Here is a 20,922-nt window from a genome sequence, read left to right as displayed (position 1 = left end):
GTGCCCAAAGGGCGGGGTGGTTAAATCATAGCTCAAGAAAGTTTCTTAGGGAAAAACATTTATTTCCTTCCCACCCTATCTTCATTCTGTTTAACAAAAGCGGACCAACCCGTGTAGCTTTTACCCGTCTCCATGCGACCTTCGTTATAAAAATGACAAACGGCTGCCGCAAGGCCATCGGTGCTATCTAGGTTTTTAGGTAATTCTTTTAAGCCAAGCGTGCTTTGTAACATTTTAGCGACCTGCTCTTTACTTGCATTTCCGTTTCCGGTGATGGCCATTTTAATTTTTTTAGGGGAGTATTCGGTGATGGGGACTTCTCTTGAAAGTCCGGCCGCCATGGCAACACCTTGTGCCCTTCCCAGCTTAAGCATGGATTGCACGTTCTTCCCAAAGAACGGGGCTTCGATGGCTATTTCATCGGGATGATAGGTGTCGATTAATTCGATAGTGCGTTCAAAAATAAGTTTCAGTTTAACGTAGTGATCCTTATACTTTTTAAGTTGCAGTTCGTTCAGTTGCATAAACTGCATCTTTTTACCCACAACTTTTATAAGTCCAAAACCCATAATGGTGGTTCCGGGATCTATACCCAAGATTATCCTTTCTGAACTCATATTTGAAAACTTTCTGTAACTTCGTTGCTTATGCGCACCGTTTTGCACAAATCTAAACAATATTGGCTGGTTGCCCTAAAAGTTTTGTTGCTTGGGCTCACATTTGCGTATATATACTATAAAATCACTTCTGGAGAAACACTAAAATGGAACTTGTTTACTTCTGAAATTCAATCGAAAAGCTTTGCATACATTCTACTTTTTATATTGTTAGCGGCGATTAACTGGTTTTTTGAAATAGCGAAATGGCAAACAACAGTTTCAAAAATAAAATTTATTTCATTTTTCGAAGCTACTAAACAAAGCTTGATGGCTTTAACAATATCCTTACCAACGCCTAACCGTATTGGTGATTATGGTGCCAAAGCGTTTTTTTATCCTTCAGAGAAAAGAAAAGAAATACTCTTACTCAACTTTTTAAGCAACAGTATCCAAATGATCATTACCTGTTTTTTTGGTGGCATTGGACTTTGTATTTTGGCTTTAAATTATTCCTTGCCAGTTTCAAGCGTCAAACTAAGTATTTTAATTTCTGTATTATTAATCGTAGCTGTTGCTACGTATTTTTTCAGAAAAAAACAACTTCTTATAAAGGGACTCTCTGTTATAAACCTATTTCAATACATCAAAAAATTATCTTATTCTTTAAAATTAAAATTGCTGTTATATTCCTTTATACGATACTTTGTTTTTAGCTTTTTATTTTTTGTAATCTTATTATTTTTTGATGCTAATATTTCGATTTTAAAAGCTGTTCCACTCATATTCGCTATGTACCTTTTGGTTTCAATTCTTCCTTCTTTTTTTGTTTTTGATGTGGTTGTGCGAGGAGGTGTAGCCGTTTGGCTTTTTTCATTAGCAGGCGTGGACGAATTAACTGTACTTTGTACTGTTTTTACTATGTGGCTGCTTAATTTTATTCTCCCAGCATTAATTGGAGGTTTTTATGTAGCACGTTATAAAACCACCAACTTATGATGACATTAGGTTTTATTTTGCTCACCTTTTATCTAGTACTTCTACTATTTATTTGGATAGGGGTGATACAGTTAAAGCCTACCATTTTACATGCTACAAAACCCACAACAGCATTTACTATTATTGTTCCTTTTAGAAATGAAGCCGAAAAAATACCAGCCTTACTCACTTCATTAAAACAACTAAACTATCCTTCTGAATTGTTTGAGGTGATTTTAGTGGATGATGAATCGGAAGATAACTCGGTATTGACCGTTTCAAAAGCATTAGAAAACTGTGTGTTCCCTTTTAAAATAATTCGAAACAAGCGGTTTTCAAATTCTCCAAAAAAAGATGCAATTACTACTGCTATTTCTGAAGCAAAACACGAATGGATTCTTACAATTGATGCCGACTGTTCTGTACCAAAAAAATGGTTACAATGTTTTGATGTTATTATTCAAAAAAATAATCCAAATATGATTTGCGGTCCAGTTATTTATAAAAGTAACGGTAGCCTAATTGAAGCTTTTCAACAGTTTGATGGATTGAGTTTACAAGCCGTAACTATGGGAGGATTTGGACTACAACGAGAAATTTTATGCAATGGAGCGAACTTAGCGTACAAAAAGGATGTGTTTAATCAATTAAAGGGTTTTAGCGGAAATAATCATATTGCTAGTGGTGATGACATATTTTTATTGGAAAAAATAAAAAACCACGCTCCAAACTCAATACGATTTTTAAAAACCGCTGCCGCTATTGTAACAACTCAACCACAAAAAAGCTGGAAACAAATAATCAATCAGCGGGTGCGATGGGCTTCAAAAACAACAAAACAGGAGAATTGGCTTCCAAAAATAATTGGAGTACTTGTTTTTATGGTTAATCTTTGGGTTGCCTTTGGATGGATTTACATTTTTTACAACACGCAATTTCTATACTTTTACCTTTTTGTTCTTCTTATAAAAATAGTAGTTGAAGGGTTTATTATTTTCTCAACAAAAGCTCTTTTCAAAAATAAAGCAGTGTCTTTAACATCAATTTTGCACGTTATAGCCAGTGGTCTACTATATCCATTTATAACGGTAACTGTATTTATTATGAGCTTATTAGGGAGTTATCACTGGAAAGGCCGCCGTTTTAAAGCATAACTTCAAATTGATTACTTTTAGTTAACTTTAGCATTATAAAATTTGTCCCTATGAAACGTCTGCTCTTCTTATTCATCATATTAGCCAGTATTACTACTATAGCCCAGCAACAATATTCTGTAAATGGTGAAACTTATATGTTACAGAAGGAAGTTGATGGTCCACTCACCCTTTTATGGAATAGTATTGATAATGAGTACCGCTATTTCTTACAAAAAGACAATACCATAACCGAACTAAAAAACACCGAGGTTAACGGCGAATACCAAGAAGAATATAAAGAAGTGTTGCAGTTGCAAACTTCAGATACTTCGCTTGCAGTGGACGATGTAAAATTAACCTTACCCAGCTTACGAGATTTTGTTGTGCGTTACAACAAACAAGTAGATTCTACGTATACTTCTGAAAAAAAATCTATCCAACTTAAAACACGCTTGGGAGCATTTGTAGGAGCTTCAAATAATGTGTATTACACAAATCCTGATAATACAGTGCTACCGGCTTTTGGGATAGATTTTGAAATTATAGATGAAGTAAAGCTAAAAAGACACGCCATTGTATTTCGGTTTAAGCAATTATTGAAAAACAGTGATTATGACTTTTCAAATTCGGAATTTTCCTTGAACTACCGCTTTAAGTTTATAAAAAGAAGTGCGATAGAGGTTTTTGTAAACACCAAGCTTGTTGCTTATTCGTATGCATCACGTGATGTTATTTTTATTAACAGTAGCGGAAACGAAGAGCGCATCACTGGTTCTGGAGGTGATTTGCAAACGCCTGGAGCTTTTGGGTTAGGTGCCGACATTGCATTAGGTAATGGTTATCTTACCGTCTCCTACAACGATATTGTAGCTATTGGACGAGAAAGCAGTGACGAATTTCCGGTGGATTTTACGGTAGGGTATAAGTTCAATTTATAATTCCTCGTCTGTTTGCAAAACAATGGGCAGTGTAAATTTGGTTTTTACAGGAATGCCACGTTTGTAAGCTGGAGCAATCAACGTTATAGAATCAATTTTAATATGCAGACTCTTTTTTAAGTTAGGTAATTCGGCTTGGGTTAGACTATCCATCTCAATACTTTTTACGGAAAGTTGCCCTTTTTCTGAAACTGAAAACTTCACATACACCGTATCGCTCAAGTCTTTTATAGACATATCCTTATTACTGGTAACAGCCTCAAAAAGAGACGTTGCCAACGTATTTTCAAAACAGTTTTTTTGCGCCTCTTTTTCTGAAAAAGCCTCGCACGACTTAAAAACAGGGTATTGATCTACATCTTTCCAGTCTATCGTTTTAATTTCTTCATCATAAAAAGTTTCCGAAGAAATTTTCTCGGTTTCAAAAAACTGGCAAGAAGTTGCCAATGGCATAATTATAAAAAGTAAAACGTATTTCATTTACAGAATTAATACAGCTTGAAAAGTACAAATTTACTGAAACTTAATCCTTTGAAAAATGAAGTTCTTCAATAAAAAACCCGAAACAGATCTGTTTCGGGTTTGAATTTTTATCTGTAGGCCTACTTTAATTAATTTCAAAAATAATTGGCAATGAATATAGCACACCTACCTTTTTTCCTCTGTGCTCACCTGGTAGCATTTGCGGGATTTTATTTACCACACGAAGTGCTTCTTCCTCTAAATCGGGATGTGGCCCTCTCGCTTTGGCATCTGCAACATTTCCTTGTTTGTCTATTTTAAACTGAACAAAAATACGCTGCTTTCCATTTAAATTGGCATTATCGCCTACTTTGCTATTAAAATTGTCTACCACTAATTGCATTATGTTATTAGACATGCATTTTTTAGCATCTTCATTACTCATTCCTTCGCAACCTGGGAAAGTAGGTACTTTATCGATTGCCGAAAACGGAACATCTGTATCGTCCTCAGTTTTGTCAAGATATTCTTGAACAGAAGTATATACCTTATCTCCAAGTTCTGCTTTTGTGGCCAAAAACTGCAACGCTTTTTCTTCTTCAGGAGTCAAGTTTCCTTTTTTCATAATAGCTTCGGAAAGTTCATTGATTTTGGTCATCACCTCACTATCGCCAGTGTTTGAAACTAAATTTGCTTCCTCTTTTACTTCGTCCGCTTCATTGGTACACGATGTATAAAACAACATGGCGCAAACTACGGGAATAAGTAATAAATACTTTAGTTGAAAAATTTTCTTTGATTTTGATTTTTGTAACATAACGATTCGTTTTTTGATTAATGATTGATTGAAAAATGTATTTGTAAATGAAATATCCGATGTTTGAAACACCTGCGATAATAAGTTTTGATAATATGTTTTTCTGGTTTGCTGTTTAGCCACACTACTATCGGCTATAAATTCTTGCAGTTCGGTTATCTTTTTCTGAAATACATACACCAATGGGTTAAACCACCAAATGATGCGTAAGGCTTCAAAAAATAACAAATCTGCTGTGTGTTTTTGTTTAGCGTGTACTTTCTCGTGCAGTAAAATGTTTTCGGTTTGCTCTTCTGAAAGGTCACTTCCCAAAAAAATGGTGTTGAAAAAAGAAAAAGCCGCTTTGCTGTTTGGTAGTTGGATGATTTTCAAGTTCTCAAATTCGTTTTTAATACCCGATTGTTTCAACTTATAAAACTTGATCACTTTTAAACTGAAAAGAGTTAAAGCCACTAACATTCCGAGTACCCAAATCGCTTGTACTATTTCGGAAATAGTTAAAAAAGAGGCGGTTGTTTCTGAAATGGTCACAGCATCTAACTGTATTGCTTTTTGAGCGGATTCTCCACCTATAATCACAGCCGGAAGTTGTATTAAATATTGTTCTGGAATTGCATTCCTGAACGCTTCAATTTTAAATAAAGGAAGTAAAAAACTTACTACTGGGGTTGCTATTAGATAGATTCTATTCCAAGTGAAGAATGTTTCTTTTTTCAGAAATAGGTCGTACACTACTAAAAACAGTAGTTGAAAAGCGATGGTTTGTAGTATGTAATGTATCATGACTTTTCTTCTTTATTAATCTCTTTCATTATCGTTTCCAGTTCGTTGATACTGATGTCGTTTTTCTTCATAAAAAACGAAACCATACTTTTAAAAGAGCCTTGAAAGTAGCCATCAACCAACTTATTAATCGATTGGTTACTGTACTCGTTCTTTTTCACCTTTGGAAAATAAATATGACCGCGACCTTCTTTTCTATAATCCACAAATTCTTTGCTTTCTAGAATCCGAACGATTGTAGAGACAGTGTTATATGCTGGTTTTGGCTCTGGCAGCTCATCAATTATTGCTGCCACATTGCCTTCTCCAAGTTCCCAGAGTATGTGCATAATATCTTCTTCTGCTTTTGTAAGTTGCTTCATAATATTACAATTGATATTTCAAATATAAACTAAATGTTTAGTTTAAACTAATTTTTTAGTTATAAAGTTGTAACACTTCCTTATTTTTAGTGTCTAATTGATTGTATGGATGTCATTTTACTTGTTTTGGGATTGGTGTGTATGCTCATTGGCATATTAGGAAGTGTTCTACCCGTTTTACCAGGCGTACCCATTAGTTGGTTGGGCTTAATACTCTTATATCTCGCACCTTCCCTTGAATTTGATTGGATTTTTATTACCATAACTGGCATTGTGGCAATTGGCTTATATGTATTGGATTATGTAATTCCAGCTATGGGTACTAAAAAGTTTGGCGGTAGTAAAGCTGGAGCGTGGGGAACTACAATTGGTCTAATTGTCGGAATTATTGCTCCCATCCCTTTCGGAATCTTAATTGGTCCGTTTGCTGGCGCTTTTATAGGCGAAGTGGTATTTAACCAAACCCGTGGTAATCATGCATTGAAAGCTGCATTTGGATCTTTTATTGGATTCTTAGCTTCCACTTTTATCAAGTTTATGGCTACGCTAGTTTATTTAGGGCTATTTGTTTATAAAGTCTGGACTAACTTGGATTCCTTTTTTTAAAACCAAGTTGTTTTTTCTTCAACACTAGTTTTTCTAACACCTTCGGGTAAATTTTCGTCGTATTTTCCCATAAAGAAAAAGCCTAAGCACCGTTCTCCTTCATTAAAATCTACTAATTTATGTATATGGTCTTTCAGTGCTGGGGAGCTCCAATATGCACCTATTTTTAGATCGTGAGCAGTGAGCCACATATTTTGAACCGCCATCGCTGTAGCTGCAACCTCTTCCCATTCGGGTACTGATTCTTTAGGATCGCGCTGCATACAAATAGCAATAACACAAGCAGATTGCATCGGTTTCTCCTCAATCTTTTTTTGTTTAAATTCTGAAGGACTCTCAACTATCTCTTTATAGGTTTTACCTAAAAATTCAGCTAATTGTTTTCTAGCAGTTTCAGAATGAAAAATTTTAAAGCGCCATGGTTCAGTCTTTCTGTGGGTAGGTGCCCAATTGGCCGATTGAAGGATCGTCTGAATTTCTTCTTTTGAAATAGGTTGATTATTATATTGAATTGGAAAAACAGAACGTCTGCTTTTTATTATTTCTGAAATCATAAAAATGTTATTTGTTGATATTTGAATCAAATAGTAGGCAGTACTAATTTAAAAATAAAAAGTAAGGCGTGATTATCAAGATGTGGTTTTTCATTTTTATCAAAATGACTGCGAACGCATTATGGTAAGAAGGACTATATATATTCCTTGACTAAACCGATAAGTGTATTGGCATCTTGTTCTCCGCTTTGGCGCCATTTCATTTCGCCATTTTTGTAGATCATAAGCGTAGGCAGCCCTTTAATGCGAAGTGCTTCGGCTAGTTCTTGATTTTTTTCTACATCAATTTTAACAACTTTTGCTTTATCACCAAGCGCAGCGGCTGCATCCCGTAAGGTTGGGTGCATTTCTTTACAAGCCTCGTCCCAATCTGCAAAAAATGCAAGTAGGACTGGTAGCTTCGTTTCGATTAATTCTCCAAATTTTGACATTTCTTATCGTGTTTCTTGAATACCTCTATTACAAATATAGTATTTCCCTTTGATTATGCTTCTTTACCTCGTTTTTTAAGTTGGATAACCGTAATTTCAGGCCACATTCCAACTCTTCCTGGGTAACCCAAAAAGCCAAAACCACGGTTTACATTTATATACCTTCCAAATTCTTCATAAATACCTGCCCAGTTTTCATAGCGGTATTTCACCGGACTCCATTTAATCCATCCAGGTATATCAATACCAAATTGCATGCCATGTGTGTGACCACTTAAGGTAAGCTGATAATTTCTATCATCTTCTTTTACTTGAGCTTTCCAGTGTGATGGATCGTGGCTCATAAGTATTTTAAAGTCTTCTTTAGCAACGCCTTCGGAAGCCTTATTGAGGTCACCTGCTTTTTTAAATCCTCCCTCTCCCCAATTTTCAACTCCTATTAATTTAATTTGTTCTCCGTTTCGTGTAAGCGTTCGATTTTCGTTCAACAATAAATCCCACCCTATTTCTTTCTGAAGGGCTTTCAATTGCGCAAGATTCTCTTTTTTAGCAACTTCGGTTTCCCAGCTTACATAATCACCGTAATCGTGATTTCCAAGTATTGAAAACACGCCGTCTTTTGCTTTTAAAGTTGAAAAAGTTTTTTTCCAACGATTCATTTCATCTGCAACATTATTAACAAGATCACCCGTAAAAAGAATTACATCACTCTCCTGCTCATTGGCTAAGTTTACTGCGTAAGCAACTTTGTCTTCATCGTTAAAACTTCCACTATGAATGTCGCTTAGTTGCGTAATAGTATAACCGTGAAAAGCATCTGGTAAATCATCAAACTCTAAAGCGTACTTTAAAACTTTATAATTGTATTTCCCTTTGTACATACCGTACAACAATGAAGCGAAAGGAATTGCCGCAATACCCAATGCCAACGTACTAACAAATTTTCTTCTTGAAGGAAGATGAAATGCTTCGCTACCACCTCCAATTTTTGTAAAAAGCCCAACGAATAGGCGGATAATATCTTCGCCGAACATTAAAATAATCAATATCAATTTTGGAACAAAAACGACTAAAAAAAAGCCAAAAACATACATTTTGTCCAAACCTATCATTCTTCCAGAATCTAAAATTCCTAATTGATAGATTAAGGCTCCCAATATTAAAAGAGAAATTAGCACCCAAAGCCCATATACCCAATAGTTGCGGGTAAGAGTTTTAATCGCTTGAAAAGCATAAAGGTCAACTAATATATATATTGAAATAAAAATTACCCAACGTAGTGTCATAAGCGCAGTAAGAATTTTTTAAAGATACCATGTTTAAAAACGCTGAAAAGTGAATTTACTTTTTTTTAACTGTTTTATAAGTGTTTACAATTGATAGATTATAATAACACGTTACAACTATTTGGACTTTTCCTACAAAAACACCCAGTAACCATTTCTATTTTAGAGAGTTATATCCTACGTAGTAACCCTTATTTTTTTCACAAAAAAGAAAATTATGATAGTAAACTTATAAATTTTAGTAGCTTTGTTATACATAAGTAGGTTGACCAACCTAAGGTGGGTCGATCAAATTTGGGGCGAAAAGTCATCACATCTGTGATGGCTTTTCTATTTTAAATCTACGCTAGACTTCAATTTTATAAAACCACATTCATATATAATATGTTAAGTTACTGATTTTTTGTACCTTACTGTACTTAATTCTTTTTTCATTTAAAAACCTATCCCTATGAAAAAAATAACTTCTATTATTCTCGGATTAACCCTTGTTGCCATATTAATTAGTGCTTCAACAACAGATCAACAAGAAAAAAATACTCTCAAAGGTGTTTGGGAACTTCAAGATCAATATATGTACAAAAACAATATGGTGGTTGATACAATTGAAAATTATAAAAATAGTCGCCAAGTTAAAATGTACACAAACAATAAGGTAATGTGGACACGTTACAACCCCAAGGATTCCGTAGAATGGTTTGGTTATGGAAACTATATTGTAAAAGACGGTACTCTAGAAGAACGCTTAGAATACGGATCTTTTCAGATGATGAAAATAATAGACACTACAAAAGTGTTCCGTTTTAATTTAGAGATAACCGAAAGCACTTTTAGTCAAATAGCACTTGACGAACAAGGCAATAAATATTATTCTGAAAATTATACACGAGTAGACTAAGTGTAGTCGTTTGCTTTTATGTTTTTACATCTAAAGCATCCCTTAGCGCATTACCAATTAGCATAAAAGCAGTTACCAAACTCATAATAGCTAAACCTGGGATAATGGCTAGCCAAGGTTTCCCTAACACAATATAGGCGTAATGATCTTTTATTATGCCTCCCCAACTAGGCATAGGTGGCTGTGCGCCTATTCCTAAAAAGCTTAATCCACTTTCAATTAAAATCGCGGAAGCAAAATTAGCCGCCGAAATGATAATGACAGGAGCCATCGCATTGGGTAATATATGCTTGGTGATAATTCTAAAATCTTTATACCCCAAAGCTCTTGCCGCTGTAACATATTGCATCTGTTTAACACCCATAACCTGACCTCTTACAACTCTTGCTACCTCAACCCACATAGTAAGCCCCACAGCAATAAAAACCTGCCAAAACCCTTTCCCTAAAGCTAAAGTGATGGCAATTACCAAAAGTAAAGTAGGGATAGACCACGTGACATTGATAATCCACATAATAGCTGCGTCTACTTTACCTCCAAAATAACCCGCTATTGCACCTAAACTAACTCCTATCACTAAGGAAATAAAAACCGCTACAAAACCAATACCCAATGATATTCGAATACCGATTAGCATTCTGCTTAATAGGTCACGGCCATATTTATCGGTACCCAATAAAAACGTTTTTTCTGAAATATACTTTTGAGGAATTTCTTTAACCGTTTTAGCTTCTGGGAATAAGTTTAAAGGATATTCCTTTTGAAGACCACTACTTCCATCACCTGTATATAATGTTGCTTGAGGTGTTGAATCTTTAACTGAATAGGTTGAGATAGGAATTTCACTATCGGCATTCTTTTTTCCGAAGAAAAATACCGAAATAGCGTTTTGTTCTTTAAGCTCTGCTGGTACTGTAAGCATTTTCACAGCAAAACCGGGTTGTTTTGAATGAACAGAAAGATGCATCTGGTTAGCATCTTGCGAATTATCCGGTGCTATGGCATATGCAAAAATTGCAATGAAGGCACAAACTACTAAAAATGAAAAACTAAAAACGCCCCAAAAGTTCTTCTTAAACTTTTGGAGCGCTAATTTTGTTAATGAAGTAGACGTTTTCACGCTGTAAATGTAACAAAAAGGTTCAAGCTTTCCATTTTACTTACAACACTTATAACGTAACTTAATTTTTAATATCTGCCATTTTTCCGGCTTTGATATTATTTATTTTCAGGTCTCTAAGAACGTTAATTGCCTCTTCAACATAAATATCTTTAGCAAGATTTGTGTGCCATCTTTTACGCTTTTCACGTAGGGTAGTATCTTGCTTCATCATTTCAATTTCGTAAGGAAGCGATTTATAATCTAACTTATTATCATATTTATCTATCTCTTCAAACTTTTTTGTTTCTTCCTTTCGCTTCTCTATATCGGCTACGTATTTATCAAAGTTAAGTGGAACTTCAGACTCATCACGACGTGCTTTTATCCATTTTGCATCTTCATCTATTAATTGAAGTTGTGCATTTTTTTCCATACGAGCTTTACTCTTGCTAATGGTTTCCTTATAGTCAATATAACCATCCCATTTCTTATAATCAGCTGAGTCTATCTTATCATAAGGCAATGGATTATCGTAATCGCGTTCCCCTACATCAAAATAACTGTATTGATCTGGCATAACCACATCACTTTTTACACCTTCAAGCTGTGTTGAACCACCATTAACTCTATAGAACTTTTGGGTAGTTATTTTTAAAGCTCCCATATCGCCCATATCACTTTTTCTAATCCATTGGTTTAGATCCAATACGTTTTGAACAGTACCCTTACCGTAAGTTTGCTTACTTCCTAAAATAATAGCACGCTCGTAATCTTGCATTGCTGCAGCTAAAATTTCAGAAGCTGAAGCTGAAAGCTCATTAACTAAAATTACTAATGGTCCGTCCCATACAATGGCATCGTCTTCATCTTCTAACACTTCTTTTTTACCGTTAGAAGCTACCTGAACAACAGGCCCCTCTTCTATAAAAAGACCAGCAATATCTACTGCTGTACGTAAAGAACCTCCGCCATTTCCACGAAGGTCAAGAACCAATCCTTCTATACCTTCTTCTTTAAGTCGCTCAATTTCTTTTTTTACGTCACTGGCAGCATTTCGCTCTTTATAGTCTTCCATGTTAAAATAAAACTGTGGAAGGTTTATAAGCCCATAATTGTTGTTCTCTTTTTCAATAAGAGAAGATTTAGCATACGTTTCTTCTAATTCTACTACATCGCGAGTAATAGTTTCTTCTTCAATAGCACCATCTACACGTTTTACCGTCAACGTCACTTTTGTACCTTTTGGTCCTTTTATCAATTTTACAGCATCGTCAACACGCATTCCTACAATACTGACAGCTTTATCTTCATCTTCTTGTCTAACCTTTGTGATTAGGTCTCCTACTTGAAGATGATCACCACGCCACACTGGACCACCACTTATTACTTCGATTACTTTTATATAATCATTTTTCTTTTGAAGCCGTGCTCCAATACCTTCTAAACGCCCACTCATTCTAAGGTCGAACCGATCTTTATCTGGCGGAGCAAAATAATTGGTATGCGGATCAAACTCCTCAACAATAGTGGTTAAATAGATTGAAAAATAGTCTTTTCGTTCTAAATCTTGTGTGAAATCGAAATACTCATCTAATGAAGTTTTTGAGGTTTCGCGAGCTTTAACTTCTAATTCTTCTTCACTCTCAGGCTTAAAGTCTTCGTTTTCTTCCCAATCATTATCAGCAGCTGCTGTTTTATTTTCCTCAACATTATCGTAATAAGTAGAAATAGTGGAAAACTTAAGCTGTTGTCTCCAACGTTCTTTCAATTCTTTTTTGGAAGATACGTAATCAATATTGTCATAATCTACATTTATAGATTCGTCTTTTGTGTAATCAAAAGGAGTATTTAATACCTCAGGATAGATTTTTTTCACATCTTCCATCCGTTCTTGCAAACGATTGTACACCAAGTTAAAAAACGTAAGGTCTTTACTTTTTATTTGGTCGTCAATCTCAGTTTTGTATTTACTGAACTCTTCAATGTCTGAAGCAAGGAAGTATCTTTTTAATGGATCTAACCCTGTTATAAAATCTTTATAAACCTCTGCAGAAAACTCATCGTTTATGTCTGCCGGACTGTAATGCCCTTTTTGCAATACATAGGTTATAAGATCTATAAGTACTTTATCTTTATCGGTATCGTTAAACTCTTTGGTTGTAAAACTGCATGATGCGACCGCAACAAATACAGCAAGGAACAGTACCTTTAAATTCTTTTTCATAATTCGCATATCTTTCTTCTTCTATTTTAATGTTCTAAATTATATAAAAAACCGTGCCAACCATTTATAAACGTACTAATTTTTTGTTAAACCGATTTTATTTTGAAATTCACGGGGAAATAAGACACAGACTGCTCTTGTTAATAATAGGATTTTCAGAAAAAAAGGGGATTTTACTATTAAAACTTCAATAGATATAACTATAAATTTCCAATAATAGTATAATACCGTATTTTAGCGGTATATATTCCATGTATGCGTATTTTATATAGTTTTTTAACCCGAATTAGTTACCTGTTTTTATGGATAGCACAATATTTTAGCAAAAAAATGAAGCTGTTTGTGTCAGGTAGAACACAAGTTTTTGAAAATTTGGCACAACACATTACTTCTAAAGATAAAACTATTTGGTTTCATTGCGCATCATTAGGAGAGTTTGAGCAAGGCGTTCCCATTATGAAAGCTGTAAAAAGGGAATTTCCAAATCATAAAATAGTGGTTTCGTTTTTTTCGCCATCGGGCTATGAAGTAAAGAAAAGCACTCCAGTGGCTGATGTGGTGATTTATCTTCCATTAGATACCATTTCTAACGCTAAAAAATTCATTAATGTCGTTCATCCTTCTCTTGTTTTATTTGTTAAGTATGAATTTTGGCCCAATTACCTTTTCGAATTAAAAAATCGTAATATCCCTACGCTATTAATTTCAGGGTTGTTCAGGGAAGGTCAAGTGTTTTTTAAAGGACACGGTAGTTTTATGAGAAAAGCTCTAAAAAGTTTTGATCATATTTTTGTGCAGGATAAAACTTCAGAAGCACTATTGCACAGCATCAATATAACAAATGTGACTGTGAGTGGAGATACTCGTTTTGATCGAGTTTCGCATCAGATTGAGCATGACAACTCGTTGTCTTTTATTTCAGCATTTAAAGAAAATTCGCTTTGTATTGTCTGCGGAAGTACTTGGCCAGAAGACGAAGCAGTTTTACTGAAGTATATAAATGAAGCTTCGGAAGATGTAAAATTCATTATTGCACCCCATAATATTGATACTTCAAAAATTGAGCACTTTAGAAAAAAACTGAAAGGTTCATCGGTTAAGTATTCAGAAAAAGAAGGAAAAAAATTAGCTGATTATTCCGTTTTTATAATTGACACTATTGGCTTATTGACCAAAATATATAGCTACGCCGATATTGCATATGTAGGTGGTGCCATGGGAAAAACCGGTTTACATAACATATTAGAACCCGCCACTTTTGGGGTTCCTATTGTAATTGGAAAGAATTTTGAGAACTTTCCAGAAGCCAAGCGATTACAGCAATTAGCTGGGCTTTATGCAGTAGATTCAGCAGCAGAATGCACCGAAATTTTAAACAAACTAGTTACTAATTCAAGTTTCAGGGAGAAAACCGGGATGATTGCCGAGCATTTTGTAAACAGCAATACAGGCGCGACAAACATCACATTAAACTATATAACTAAATTAAACCGTAACGGCCTGATTTAAATAACGCCTAAAAGGCAACATTTCTTTGTAAATAGCAATGACCTTTTCTTCAAAATTTGATGCCATTACTTCCTTTTGGGTAAGTGGACAGGAGACTGCAAACGATTTTCGTCGCAATAAATCAATATGCTTATGGTCTTGGGAGTATCCTTTCGGGGATGTTTTAAGAGGATCATCAACAATCATATCCCCAAACAGGGCTTTAAAGCTCTGTTTGTTAAGAATCCTTTTTAATTCTTCTCCATTATAATCTATCGCTGCGCGGATACTTTTTAAAATTTTAGAAGACGGGTGCCAGTACCCGCCTCCAATAAACGACTCATTAACCCCTAAGTGAATGTAAAAATCACCTTGTTTGCTTTCTTGATCCAAACCCGCTCCAAAATGGTCTTTATAAATAGGTTTATTGGGATGAAACATCAGGTTGTTATTTATACGATTGATGGCTTTTTTACCTGTGGTGGGTGTATAATCAGCATCAATAGCGGCCAATTTTATATCCATTTCGTTTAACCAATCAATATATGAATCACGTACAGTATGATATTCTCCACGGTGTGCGTCCATCCATTCCTTATTGTTGTTTTTCTGTAGGTTCCGAAGGAATTGATATAAGCTCTTAAAGTTCATTTTTTCTTTTAAATCTACTTATTTTAAAGCCTTTGGATTTAAATTTTAATAAAACTTTACAATATGCCAACTGTTAAAATACATAGATTTGTCACATAATTTAACACAAACCAATTATGAAAAAAGTATTTATTGTAGCCGCATTGGCATTAGTAGGCTTCTGTACAACTTCGTGTAGAGATACTAAAACAGAAACCAAAGAGGTTGTTCGTGAAGTAGAAGTAGAAAAAGAGGTTCCTGTAGAAAAAGAGTCTGAAGGAATTTTAGAAAGAACTGCTAAAGAAGTTGATAAGGAAGTTAACAAAGAAGTTAACGAAGAGATTGACAAAATTGGTGATGATAATTAAATTTAGTAACCTAACAACAAAAACCCAATAATCATGAAAAAAGTAATTTTAAGTTTAGCATTAGTAGTCGCATTTAGCACCACTTTTGTGTCTTGTAGAGACACCAACAAAAAAGCAGACGACGTAGAAGACGTAGCAGATGATGTAGAAGATTCTATGGACGATGCTGGTGATGCAGTTGAAGATGCAGTGAATGACACAGGAGACGCTATTGAAGAAGGTGTTAATGAAGTGGAAGAAAACACAGGCACCGGTGGTACTGATGACATGTAAACCAAACTTTAACCAATAAACAAAACCAATTATTATGAAAAAAATAGCAATGATTGCCTTAGCTGCATTATTCTTAGCCCCATTAACTTCGTGTCGCGATCAAAAAAAGACCGAAGCTGAAGAAATGGTAGAAGAAATGCAAGACGAAGGTGCTGAAGTAAAGAGAAAAGTTGACGGTGACGAAACCAAAATAAAAATGGAAACCGAAGACAAAAAAGTAAAAATTAAAGAAGAAGACGGCGAAACCAAAATGAAGGTTAAGACCGATAACGATAATTAATTTTTAATTTTCTTTAAAAATGTAAAACCCGAAACAAACGTTTCGGGTTTTTTATGTTTCATTTTATAGAATAGCGCAAAACAAAAAAAGCCCATCCATTTGGATAAGCTTCTCATCGGTCTATTTCTAAACCACTTCCCGAACTTAATCGGGACAACACAACATTTTAATTTTCCTTGAAGAAGGAAATTTTGCGGTCTGGACGAGACTCGAACCTTGCTTGGCGAGCCCTGTCGCTGTGGCACTTCTGCCAAATATTTTTATCTATGTTGACGATTTGTGAACTAATTCTCGTGAGTTGTAGTTCAATTTGATTCGTCTGATGCAAAAATAATAATTCTTTTCAATTAACAACATTTATTACCAATAAATATTAAACTAATATATTACCAATGAATTGAAAATAAAAATTTAACTAAGGGGGTTTATTATCATACAATATGACCGCAATTTAAACTCGTAAAATACTTCCATCAAAAGACTACGGCATAAAGCCAACGTCTCTTCCATCGCTTATTTATTCCGTTTCCTTTTGAGCCAAGATTTTATCTTCCGTTTGGTTTCTGCTCAAATATTGTTTAATCTAAAATTTGAGTATTATGACAACAAAAGCGAGTACCACAAGAAAGAGCGGTAAAAAAATTACCACCGCCAAGAAAGAAGTCAAAGAAAAATTGACACAAAAAGCGATTGGGCTTCAGATTGAGAACCTATCAACTGCAAAGGTCATTCCCGACCCGATGCAACCCAGAAAGACTTTTAATGAAGCACATCTGCAACAGCTTTCCGAAAGCGTCAAAAAGCACGGTGTTCTACAGCCTATTACAGTCCGAAAATCTGGAAACGAATTTATCATCGTGATGGGCGAACGTAGGTATCGAGCAAGTAAGATGGCCGACAAGAAAACTATTCCGTGTATTGTCAGGGAATATAAGAACAACGATGTTCTTGAAATTCAAATCATCGAAAATCTGCAAAGGCAGGATGTTGAACCTACCGAAGAAGCTGAGGCGATTGCTTACTTAAGCGAAAAATATGCGCCTACAGAAATTGCAAAGCGATTGGGAAGAACAGATAACTTTATCAGACAACGATTAAAGCTGGCTGGTTTAATTGAAGGTTTTAAGCATTTTGTTCGTAATGGCGAAATGACGATTTCGTTAGGTGTGGGTGTTGCACTTTTTGAACCAGAAGAACAGCAGATGATGTTGGAAACGATGGGCGAAGATTTTAGTGCCCATCAGGTGAACAGGATGATTAAAGACCAGACCTATGATTTGGAAAAAGCATCTTTTGATGTAAATGATAAGAAATTGGTGCCAAAAGTAGGCTCTTGTATTGAATGTCCGTTTAACGCGGCAAATCAAGGTAATCTTTTCGGCGATGGCAAAATGGTTTGTACAAAATCAGCTTGTTATGAAACGAAGAAAAGCAAGTCGTTCTTGAATTTGATTGAAAAATCGAAACAAGAGAACATACTGTTAATTCCTGAAATACGACAGTATTGGGCAGACGAGGAAAACAATCAGCTGATTATTTCACAATTGGAAAAGAACGGTTTGAAAGTCTATTTGCTGGATGATGTTGAAATCATAGAAAATCCGATAAAGCCAACAATTGAGGACATCAAGAAAGAATACCAACATTACGATTATTCCGAAGATGAATTTAAAGCTGAGCTGGATGAAGCCTTACAGCAATACGAAGAAGAATTGGAAAAATACAATTCCGCTAAAGAAAATGAATTTGTAAAAGGTATTGTGTTCCATCCTGAAACATACAGACACAAAGAAGTCTTTATAAAGATTGTTGAACAGTCCAAAAATGAATCGACATCGTATTCAGCACCTTTGGAAAACAGAAAAATGGCAGATTGTTCCCCTGAAGAACAGATAATTAAAATCAACGAAAGGGAAATACGCAAGAAGCAAATAGAGAACAACAAGCAGTTTGAAGAAGTTGTTGAAATGATTAGAGACACCAAATACATTGATACGAAGAAAACACTTTCGGTGGATGAAATGGTAGCATTCTCATTGACGTTGTATGAAAACAATGTAGATTATGTTGGACGACAAAGATTCTTTTCAAATTTATTGGGCAATACATCCAAGATGACAGATGAAGAAATTGTTGAGAGTTTCAAAAAGAAGTTTAAAAAGGAAATCTTTCATAAGTTGATACGGTATATACTAACGAAGCAAGTGCATTTTGGCGAAAGCAATCACGTTAATAATCTGACTAACATTTCATTCTACAATGCGATGCAAGGTTATTACAAGTCCAAGATTGACGGCATCGAAAAAGAATATGCCGAAAAAAGAAACAAGCGTGAAGAACGTTTGAAAGAGCGAATAACAGTTCTTGAAAAGCAAATTCAAGGATTGAAAGAGTAGCTTTTGTTGTTTGAAGAAGGATTGGCATTCGTGCTGGTCCTTCTTTTTTTTTTATAATAGACACTTGGTTAAAATGGTCAAGGAATAGAGAGAATAATCAATCAATAGTAACGCAAAGGTAAACTCGTAAAATACACCCATCAAAAGACTACGGCATAAAGCCACCGCTTCTTCCCTTACTTATTTATTCCGTTTCCTTTTGAGCTGAGATTTTAGCTTCCGTTTGGGTTAAGCTCAAATATTGTTTAATCTAAATTCAAAAGCTATGTATTTACAAAATTTGCAACAGGATGAAATCTTTGTTTCATCAGAAATGAAATCCTTAAAAACTCTGACACAGATAGAATCCCGACGAGGGCTTGAAAATGCCATCATTTCAAATGGTAAAATCGTCAATGTGGTATCTAACAGTTATGGACACATTCCAAACCAATTGTTCTTCAAGAAAGCTGAAGAAATGCTGACAGATGCACAACTGAACTTTCACAAGCGCACCATCAACAAAAATGATAGGTCGTTCATTACCGACTTTATCATAGACGATATAAGTCAGTTTACCGTCAAGAACGATAAGGACGTGATACTGCCAATGCTACGGTTCAAAAACTCGTATGACGGTAGTGAAAAGACTTCTGGACACTTCGGATTTTATAGAGAAGTATGTTCCAATGGTTTGCACGTTTCACAAGCCGAAATTGAGTTTTCCATCAAGCATAGTAAGAACAATACACACCTTATTATGCCAAGACTAAACAACCTGTTCGACAAGTTTCTGGACAATGAATTCTATACGATAACCAAGAAATTCGACAAGATGAAAGAATTTAAAATCATCGATACACAGGAATTTGTAAAAGCCATTCTTGATAAAACGAAACTCTTTAGATATGAATGCAGCGACAAGAACAGCGACCCTTCGAAAAAATCTCGTGAAGTCCTGGAAATCCTGAATTATGAAGCATTGTTGCTAAACGAGGAACCTAATTTGTGGTTAGGTTACAATGCCTTCAATGCAGTTTTACACAACACGCTGAAGAAAAGCTTTGGCCAACAAGAAAGATTGGACAAGAAATTGTTTGATGAAATTTATGAAATGGCCTAAAGCCAAAAGGTTCATCCAGTACCTTAAACTGGATTTTTTTGTGCTTGCTACTTATGTTTAAAAGCAATACCGTTCAGCACATTCCCCTACATTTCGCGAAAAGCTTCATTCCGGAAAAAGCGCTTCCCTATAATAATCTTGGACACAATCCCTAATTTTAGCTTTCCATAGTGTTAACCCTTCCCGTCACGAAACTTCGAGACTGCTAAATAACATTTCAGTTCCTATTCAAATACGTAAATTAATCAGTAATGTTCAAATAGAAATTTTTATAAGAATTAATTAATCCTATCTAATAATACGAATAACATTATATTTATTGACCACAAAAATGAGTTGTGCGTCATTTAACAAAATATCAATTATTCAATGAACTATCAAACATTCCAACCACATCCGGATTTAGAATCTCTTGTCAGTTGCTATTGGACTTTAGAAGTTCCTGCTGAACCTGATGTACAAAAACAACGAATCATTCCTGATGGCACAATTGAAATGGCGTTTATACTTGGAGACGACATTAAACGATACACTTCGAAAGATGAATTTATACTACAACCTCGTGCAATGGTTCTCGGACAGACAATTGAACCCTTTTATATAGAACCTACAGGATATGTGAATACTTTTGCAATTCGTTTTTACCCTTATGGTTTTGCAAATTTTGTAACAATGCCCATTAATAACTTGGCAAACAAGGAAACGACAATAGAATTGTTGTTCGGAGAAAAAACTGCTAGTGACTTGGAGCGAAAAATAATTGAGGCAACTAATACTAGTGAACGAATAGAAATTATTGAAAATTTTTTTTTAGACAAGTTGAATGAAAAAACTACAATTAATAATATCGTAAAAACAACAATTGATGCTCTTTTAGCAACAAATGGAAGTGCTTCGATAAGCAAAATCCTTAAAGAAGATTTATCAAAACGGAGACAACTTGAACGAAATTTCAAAAAACAAATTGGTGTTAGCCCAAAACAGTTGGGTAAAGTAATCCGACTGCAAAATGCACTAAAAATGCTTCTTAATAAAAAGTCAGAAAACCTAACCGACATTGCTTACGAAAGTGAATACTTCGACCAAGCGCATTTTATAAAAGACTTTAAAGAGTTTACCGGAATTAATCCGAAGGAATTTTTAGGCAATGAAAATATGGCACTCTCTACCCTCTTCTACAAATAGTCAGCGTGTCGCATTTTTACAATTTTT

Annotated in this window: 22 protein-coding genes; 12 read left to right on the top strand and 10 right to left on the bottom strand. The window is 34.9% G+C overall.

The window, feature by feature from the left end; all coding sequences use genetic code 11:
- Window positions 1–59: 59 nt before the first annotated feature.
- Complete coding sequence (gene ruvC, locus DZ858_RS05310) at window positions 60–617, bottom strand: crossover junction endodeoxyribonuclease RuvC (protein ID WP_117158466.1); 558 nt, start codon at window positions 615–617, stop codon at window positions 60–62.
- A gap of 30 nt (window positions 618–647) precedes the next feature.
- On the opposite strand from ruvC, the gene DZ858_RS05305 reads away from it, so the two are divergent.
- Genes DZ858_RS05305 through DZ858_RS05295 form a run of 3 tightly spaced genes read left to right on the top strand, consistent with a single transcriptional unit; the run spans window position 648 to window position 3,648 of the window.
- Window positions 648–1,595 (top strand): lysylphosphatidylglycerol synthase domain-containing protein, encoded by a 948-nt coding sequence (locus DZ858_RS05305; protein WP_117158464.1) that lies wholly within the window; start codon window positions 648–650, stop codon window positions 1,593–1,595.
- Window positions 1,592–2,728, top strand: a complete 1,137-nt coding sequence (locus DZ858_RS05300) for a glycosyltransferase family 2 protein (RefSeq protein WP_117158463.1) — start codon at window positions 1,592–1,594, stop codon at window positions 2,726–2,728. Before DZ858_RS05305 ends, DZ858_RS05300 begins: the two co-directional genes overlap by 4 nt.
- Before the next feature lie 50 nt (window positions 2,729–2,778).
- A complete protein-coding gene (locus DZ858_RS05295; RefSeq protein ID WP_117158461.1) occupies window positions 2,779–3,648 on the top strand; it encodes a hypothetical protein in 870 nt (289 codons plus the stop codon).
- On the opposite strand, the gene DZ858_RS05290 is transcribed toward DZ858_RS05295, so the two are convergent.
- From DZ858_RS05290 to DZ858_RS05280, 3 genes are all read right to left on the bottom strand, one after another.
- Window positions 3,643–4,128 carry a hypothetical protein gene (locus tag DZ858_RS05290; RefSeq protein ID WP_117158459.1) on the bottom strand — a complete coding sequence of 162 codons (486 nt, stop codon included), beginning with the start codon at window positions 4,126–4,128 and terminating at the stop codon, window positions 3,643–3,645. The two genes, DZ858_RS05295 and DZ858_RS05290, sit on opposite strands and share 6 nt — an antisense overlap.
- Before the next feature lie 127 nt (window positions 4,129–4,255).
- Window positions 4,256–5,710 (bottom strand): M56 family metallopeptidase, encoded by a 1,455-nt coding sequence (locus tag DZ858_RS05285; RefSeq protein ID WP_117158457.1) that lies wholly within the window; start codon window positions 5,708–5,710, stop codon window positions 4,256–4,258.
- Window positions 5,707–6,072, bottom strand: a complete 366-nt coding sequence (locus DZ858_RS05280) for a BlaI/MecI/CopY family transcriptional regulator (protein ID WP_117158455.1) — start codon at window positions 6,070–6,072, stop codon at window positions 5,707–5,709. Before DZ858_RS05280 ends, DZ858_RS05285 begins: the two co-directional genes overlap by 4 nt.
- A 105-nt stretch (window positions 6,073–6,177) precedes the next feature.
- Here DZ858_RS05280 and DZ858_RS05275 point away from each other — a divergent pair, with 105 nt between their 5' ends.
- Window positions 6,178–6,678 (top strand): DUF456 domain-containing protein, encoded by a 501-nt coding sequence (locus tag DZ858_RS05275; protein WP_117158453.1) that lies wholly within the window; start codon window positions 6,178–6,180, stop codon window positions 6,676–6,678.
- Here the strand turns inward: DZ858_RS05275 and DZ858_RS05270 are convergent.
- The 3 genes from DZ858_RS05270 to DZ858_RS05260 all read right to left on the bottom strand — a co-directional run bounded on the left by DZ858_RS05270 (window position 6,675) and on the right by DZ858_RS05260 (window position 8,949).
- Window positions 6,675–7,232 (bottom strand): nitroreductase family protein, encoded by a 558-nt coding sequence (locus tag DZ858_RS05270; RefSeq protein WP_117158451.1) that lies wholly within the window; start codon window positions 7,230–7,232, stop codon window positions 6,675–6,677. The genes DZ858_RS05275 and DZ858_RS05270 overlap by 4 nt on opposite strands.
- Before the next feature lie 134 nt (window positions 7,233–7,366).
- Complete coding sequence (locus DZ858_RS05265; RefSeq protein ID WP_117158450.1) at window positions 7,367–7,663, bottom strand: thioredoxin family protein; 297 nt, start codon at window positions 7,661–7,663, stop codon at window positions 7,367–7,369.
- A 53-nt stretch (window positions 7,664–7,716) separates the two neighbouring features.
- Window positions 7,717–8,949, bottom strand: coding sequence for a metallophosphoesterase (locus DZ858_RS05260; RefSeq protein ID WP_117158448.1), 1,233 nt, complete (start codon window positions 8,947–8,949; stop codon window positions 7,717–7,719).
- A 451-nt stretch (window positions 8,950–9,400) separates the two neighbouring features.
- On the opposite strand from DZ858_RS05260, the gene DZ858_RS05255 reads away from it, so the two are divergent.
- Window positions 9,401–9,847 (top strand): hypothetical protein, encoded by a 447-nt coding sequence (locus DZ858_RS05255; RefSeq protein WP_117158446.1) that lies wholly within the window; start codon window positions 9,401–9,403, stop codon window positions 9,845–9,847.
- A gap of 16 nt (window positions 9,848–9,863) precedes the next feature.
- Here DZ858_RS05255 and DZ858_RS05250 read toward each other — a convergent pair whose 3' ends face one another.
- Together DZ858_RS05250 and DZ858_RS05245 are read right to left on the bottom strand one after the other, a co-directional pair.
- Window positions 9,864–10,967, bottom strand: a complete 1,104-nt coding sequence (locus tag DZ858_RS05250) for an ABC transporter permease (protein ID WP_117158444.1) — start codon at window positions 10,965–10,967, stop codon at window positions 9,864–9,866.
- 61 nt (window positions 10,968–11,028) lie between these two features.
- Window positions 11,029–13,173, bottom strand: a complete 2,145-nt coding sequence (locus tag DZ858_RS05245; RefSeq protein ID WP_117159527.1) for a carboxy terminal-processing peptidase — start codon at window positions 13,171–13,173, stop codon at window positions 11,029–11,031.
- 330 nt (window positions 13,174–13,503) lie between these two features.
- On the opposite strand from DZ858_RS05245, the gene DZ858_RS05240 reads away from it, so the two are divergent.
- Window positions 13,504–14,682, top strand: a complete 1,179-nt coding sequence (locus DZ858_RS05240) for a 3-deoxy-D-manno-octulosonic acid transferase (protein WP_239990721.1) — start codon at window positions 13,504–13,506, stop codon at window positions 14,680–14,682.
- On the opposite strand, the gene DZ858_RS05235 is transcribed toward DZ858_RS05240, so the two are convergent.
- A complete protein-coding gene (locus DZ858_RS05235) occupies window positions 14,659–15,312 on the bottom strand; it encodes a DUF2461 domain-containing protein (RefSeq protein WP_117158440.1) in 654 nt (217 codons plus the stop codon). The genes DZ858_RS05240 and DZ858_RS05235 overlap by 24 nt on opposite strands.
- Before the next feature lie 116 nt (window positions 15,313–15,428).
- On the opposite strand from DZ858_RS05235, the gene DZ858_RS05230 reads away from it, so the two are divergent.
- From DZ858_RS05230 to DZ858_RS05205, 6 genes are all read left to right on the top strand, one after another.
- Window positions 15,429–15,659: a hypothetical protein gene (locus DZ858_RS05230; protein WP_117158438.1), complete on the top strand. Its 231-nt coding sequence runs from the start codon at window positions 15,429–15,431 to the stop codon at window positions 15,657–15,659.
- 33 nt (window positions 15,660–15,692) lie between these two features.
- Window positions 15,693–15,932 (top strand): hypothetical protein, encoded by a 240-nt coding sequence (locus DZ858_RS05225; RefSeq protein ID WP_117158437.1) that lies wholly within the window; start codon window positions 15,693–15,695, stop codon window positions 15,930–15,932.
- A gap of 34 nt (window positions 15,933–15,966) precedes the next feature.
- A complete protein-coding gene (locus tag DZ858_RS05220) occupies window positions 15,967–16,212 on the top strand; it encodes a hypothetical protein (RefSeq protein WP_117158435.1) in 246 nt (81 codons plus the stop codon).
- A 599-nt stretch (window positions 16,213–16,811) separates the two neighbouring features.
- Window positions 16,812–18,608 carry a ParB/RepB/Spo0J family partition protein gene (locus DZ858_RS05215; protein WP_076547072.1) on the top strand — a complete coding sequence of 599 codons (1,797 nt, stop codon included), beginning with the start codon at window positions 16,812–16,814 and terminating at the stop codon, window positions 18,606–18,608.
- Between the two features lie 265 nt (window positions 18,609–18,873).
- Entirely contained in the window at window positions 18,874–19,710 is an 837-nt protein-coding gene (locus DZ858_RS05210; protein WP_076547953.1) for a DUF932 domain-containing protein, read from the top strand.
- A 369-nt stretch (window positions 19,711–20,079) separates the two neighbouring features.
- Window positions 20,080–20,895 carry an AraC family transcriptional regulator gene (locus DZ858_RS05205; RefSeq protein ID WP_076547073.1) on the top strand — a complete coding sequence of 272 codons (816 nt, stop codon included), beginning with the start codon at window positions 20,080–20,082 and terminating at the stop codon, window positions 20,893–20,895.
- Window positions 20,896–20,922 lie beyond the last annotated feature (27 nt).

The organism is Marixanthomonas ophiurae, assembly GCF_003413745.1.
Classification (GTDB): Bacteria; Bacteroidota; Bacteroidia; order Flavobacteriales; family Flavobacteriaceae; genus Marixanthomonas; species Marixanthomonas ophiurae.
This window is presented reverse-complemented; position numbering and strand designations above follow the sequence as displayed.

Bases quoted from the DNA above. Each gene is read 5' to 3' on its own strand.
- ruvC (WP_117158466.1), bottom strand. From the start codon at position 617: ATGAGTTCAGAAAGGATAATCTTGGGTATAGATCCCGGAACCACCATT.
- DZ858_RS05305 (WP_117158464.1), top strand. From the start codon at position 648: ATGCGCACCGTTTTGCACAAATCTAAACAATATTGGCTGGTTGCCCTA.
- DZ858_RS05300 (WP_117158463.1), top strand. From the start codon at position 1,592: ATGATGACATTAGGTTTTATTTTGCTCACCTTTTATCTAGTACTTCTA.
- DZ858_RS05295 (WP_117158461.1), top strand. From the start codon at position 2,779: ATGAAACGTCTGCTCTTCTTATTCATCATATTAGCCAGTATTACTACT.
- DZ858_RS05290 (WP_117158459.1), bottom strand. From the start codon at position 4,128: ATGAAATACGTTTTACTTTTTATAATTATGCCATTGGCAACTTCTTGC.
- DZ858_RS05285 (WP_117158457.1), bottom strand. From the start codon at position 5,710: ATGATACATTACATACTACAAACCATCGCTTTTCAACTACTGTTTTTA.
- DZ858_RS05280 (WP_117158455.1), bottom strand. From the start codon at position 6,072: ATGAAGCAACTTACAAAAGCAGAAGAAGATATTATGCACATACTCTGG.
- DZ858_RS05275 (WP_117158453.1), top strand. From the start codon at position 6,178: ATGGATGTCATTTTACTTGTTTTGGGATTGGTGTGTATGCTCATTGGC.
- DZ858_RS05270 (WP_117158451.1), bottom strand. From the start codon at position 7,232: ATGATTTCAGAAATAATAAAAAGCAGACGTTCTGTTTTTCCAATTCAA.
- DZ858_RS05265 (WP_117158450.1), bottom strand. From the start codon at position 7,663: ATGTCAAAATTTGGAGAATTAATCGAAACGAAGCTACCAGTCCTACTT.
- DZ858_RS05260 (WP_117158448.1), bottom strand. From the start codon at position 8,949: ATGACACTACGTTGGGTAATTTTTATTTCAATATATATATTAGTTGAC.
- DZ858_RS05255 (WP_117158446.1), top strand. From the start codon at position 9,401: ATGAAAAAAATAACTTCTATTATTCTCGGATTAACCCTTGTTGCCATA.
- DZ858_RS05245 (WP_117159527.1), bottom strand. From the start codon at position 13,173: ATGAAAAAGAATTTAAAGGTACTGTTCCTTGCTGTATTTGTTGCGGTC.
- DZ858_RS05240 (WP_239990721.1), top strand. From the start codon at position 13,504: ATGAAGCTGTTTGTGTCAGGTAGAACACAAGTTTTTGAAAATTTGGCA.
- DZ858_RS05235 (WP_117158440.1), bottom strand. From the start codon at position 15,312: ATGAACTTTAAGAGCTTATATCAATTCCTTCGGAACCTACAGAAAAAC.
- DZ858_RS05230 (WP_117158438.1), top strand. From the start codon at position 15,429: ATGAAAAAAGTATTTATTGTAGCCGCATTGGCATTAGTAGGCTTCTGT.
- DZ858_RS05225 (WP_117158437.1), top strand. From the start codon at position 15,693: ATGAAAAAAGTAATTTTAAGTTTAGCATTAGTAGTCGCATTTAGCACC.
- DZ858_RS05220 (WP_117158435.1), top strand. From the start codon at position 15,967: ATGAAAAAAATAGCAATGATTGCCTTAGCTGCATTATTCTTAGCCCCA.
- DZ858_RS05215 (WP_076547072.1), top strand. From the start codon at position 16,812: ATGACAACAAAAGCGAGTACCACAAGAAAGAGCGGTAAAAAAATTACC.
- DZ858_RS05210 (WP_076547953.1), top strand. From the start codon at position 18,874: ATGTATTTACAAAATTTGCAACAGGATGAAATCTTTGTTTCATCAGAA.
- DZ858_RS05205 (WP_076547073.1), top strand. From the start codon at position 20,080: ATGAACTATCAAACATTCCAACCACATCCGGATTTAGAATCTCTTGTC.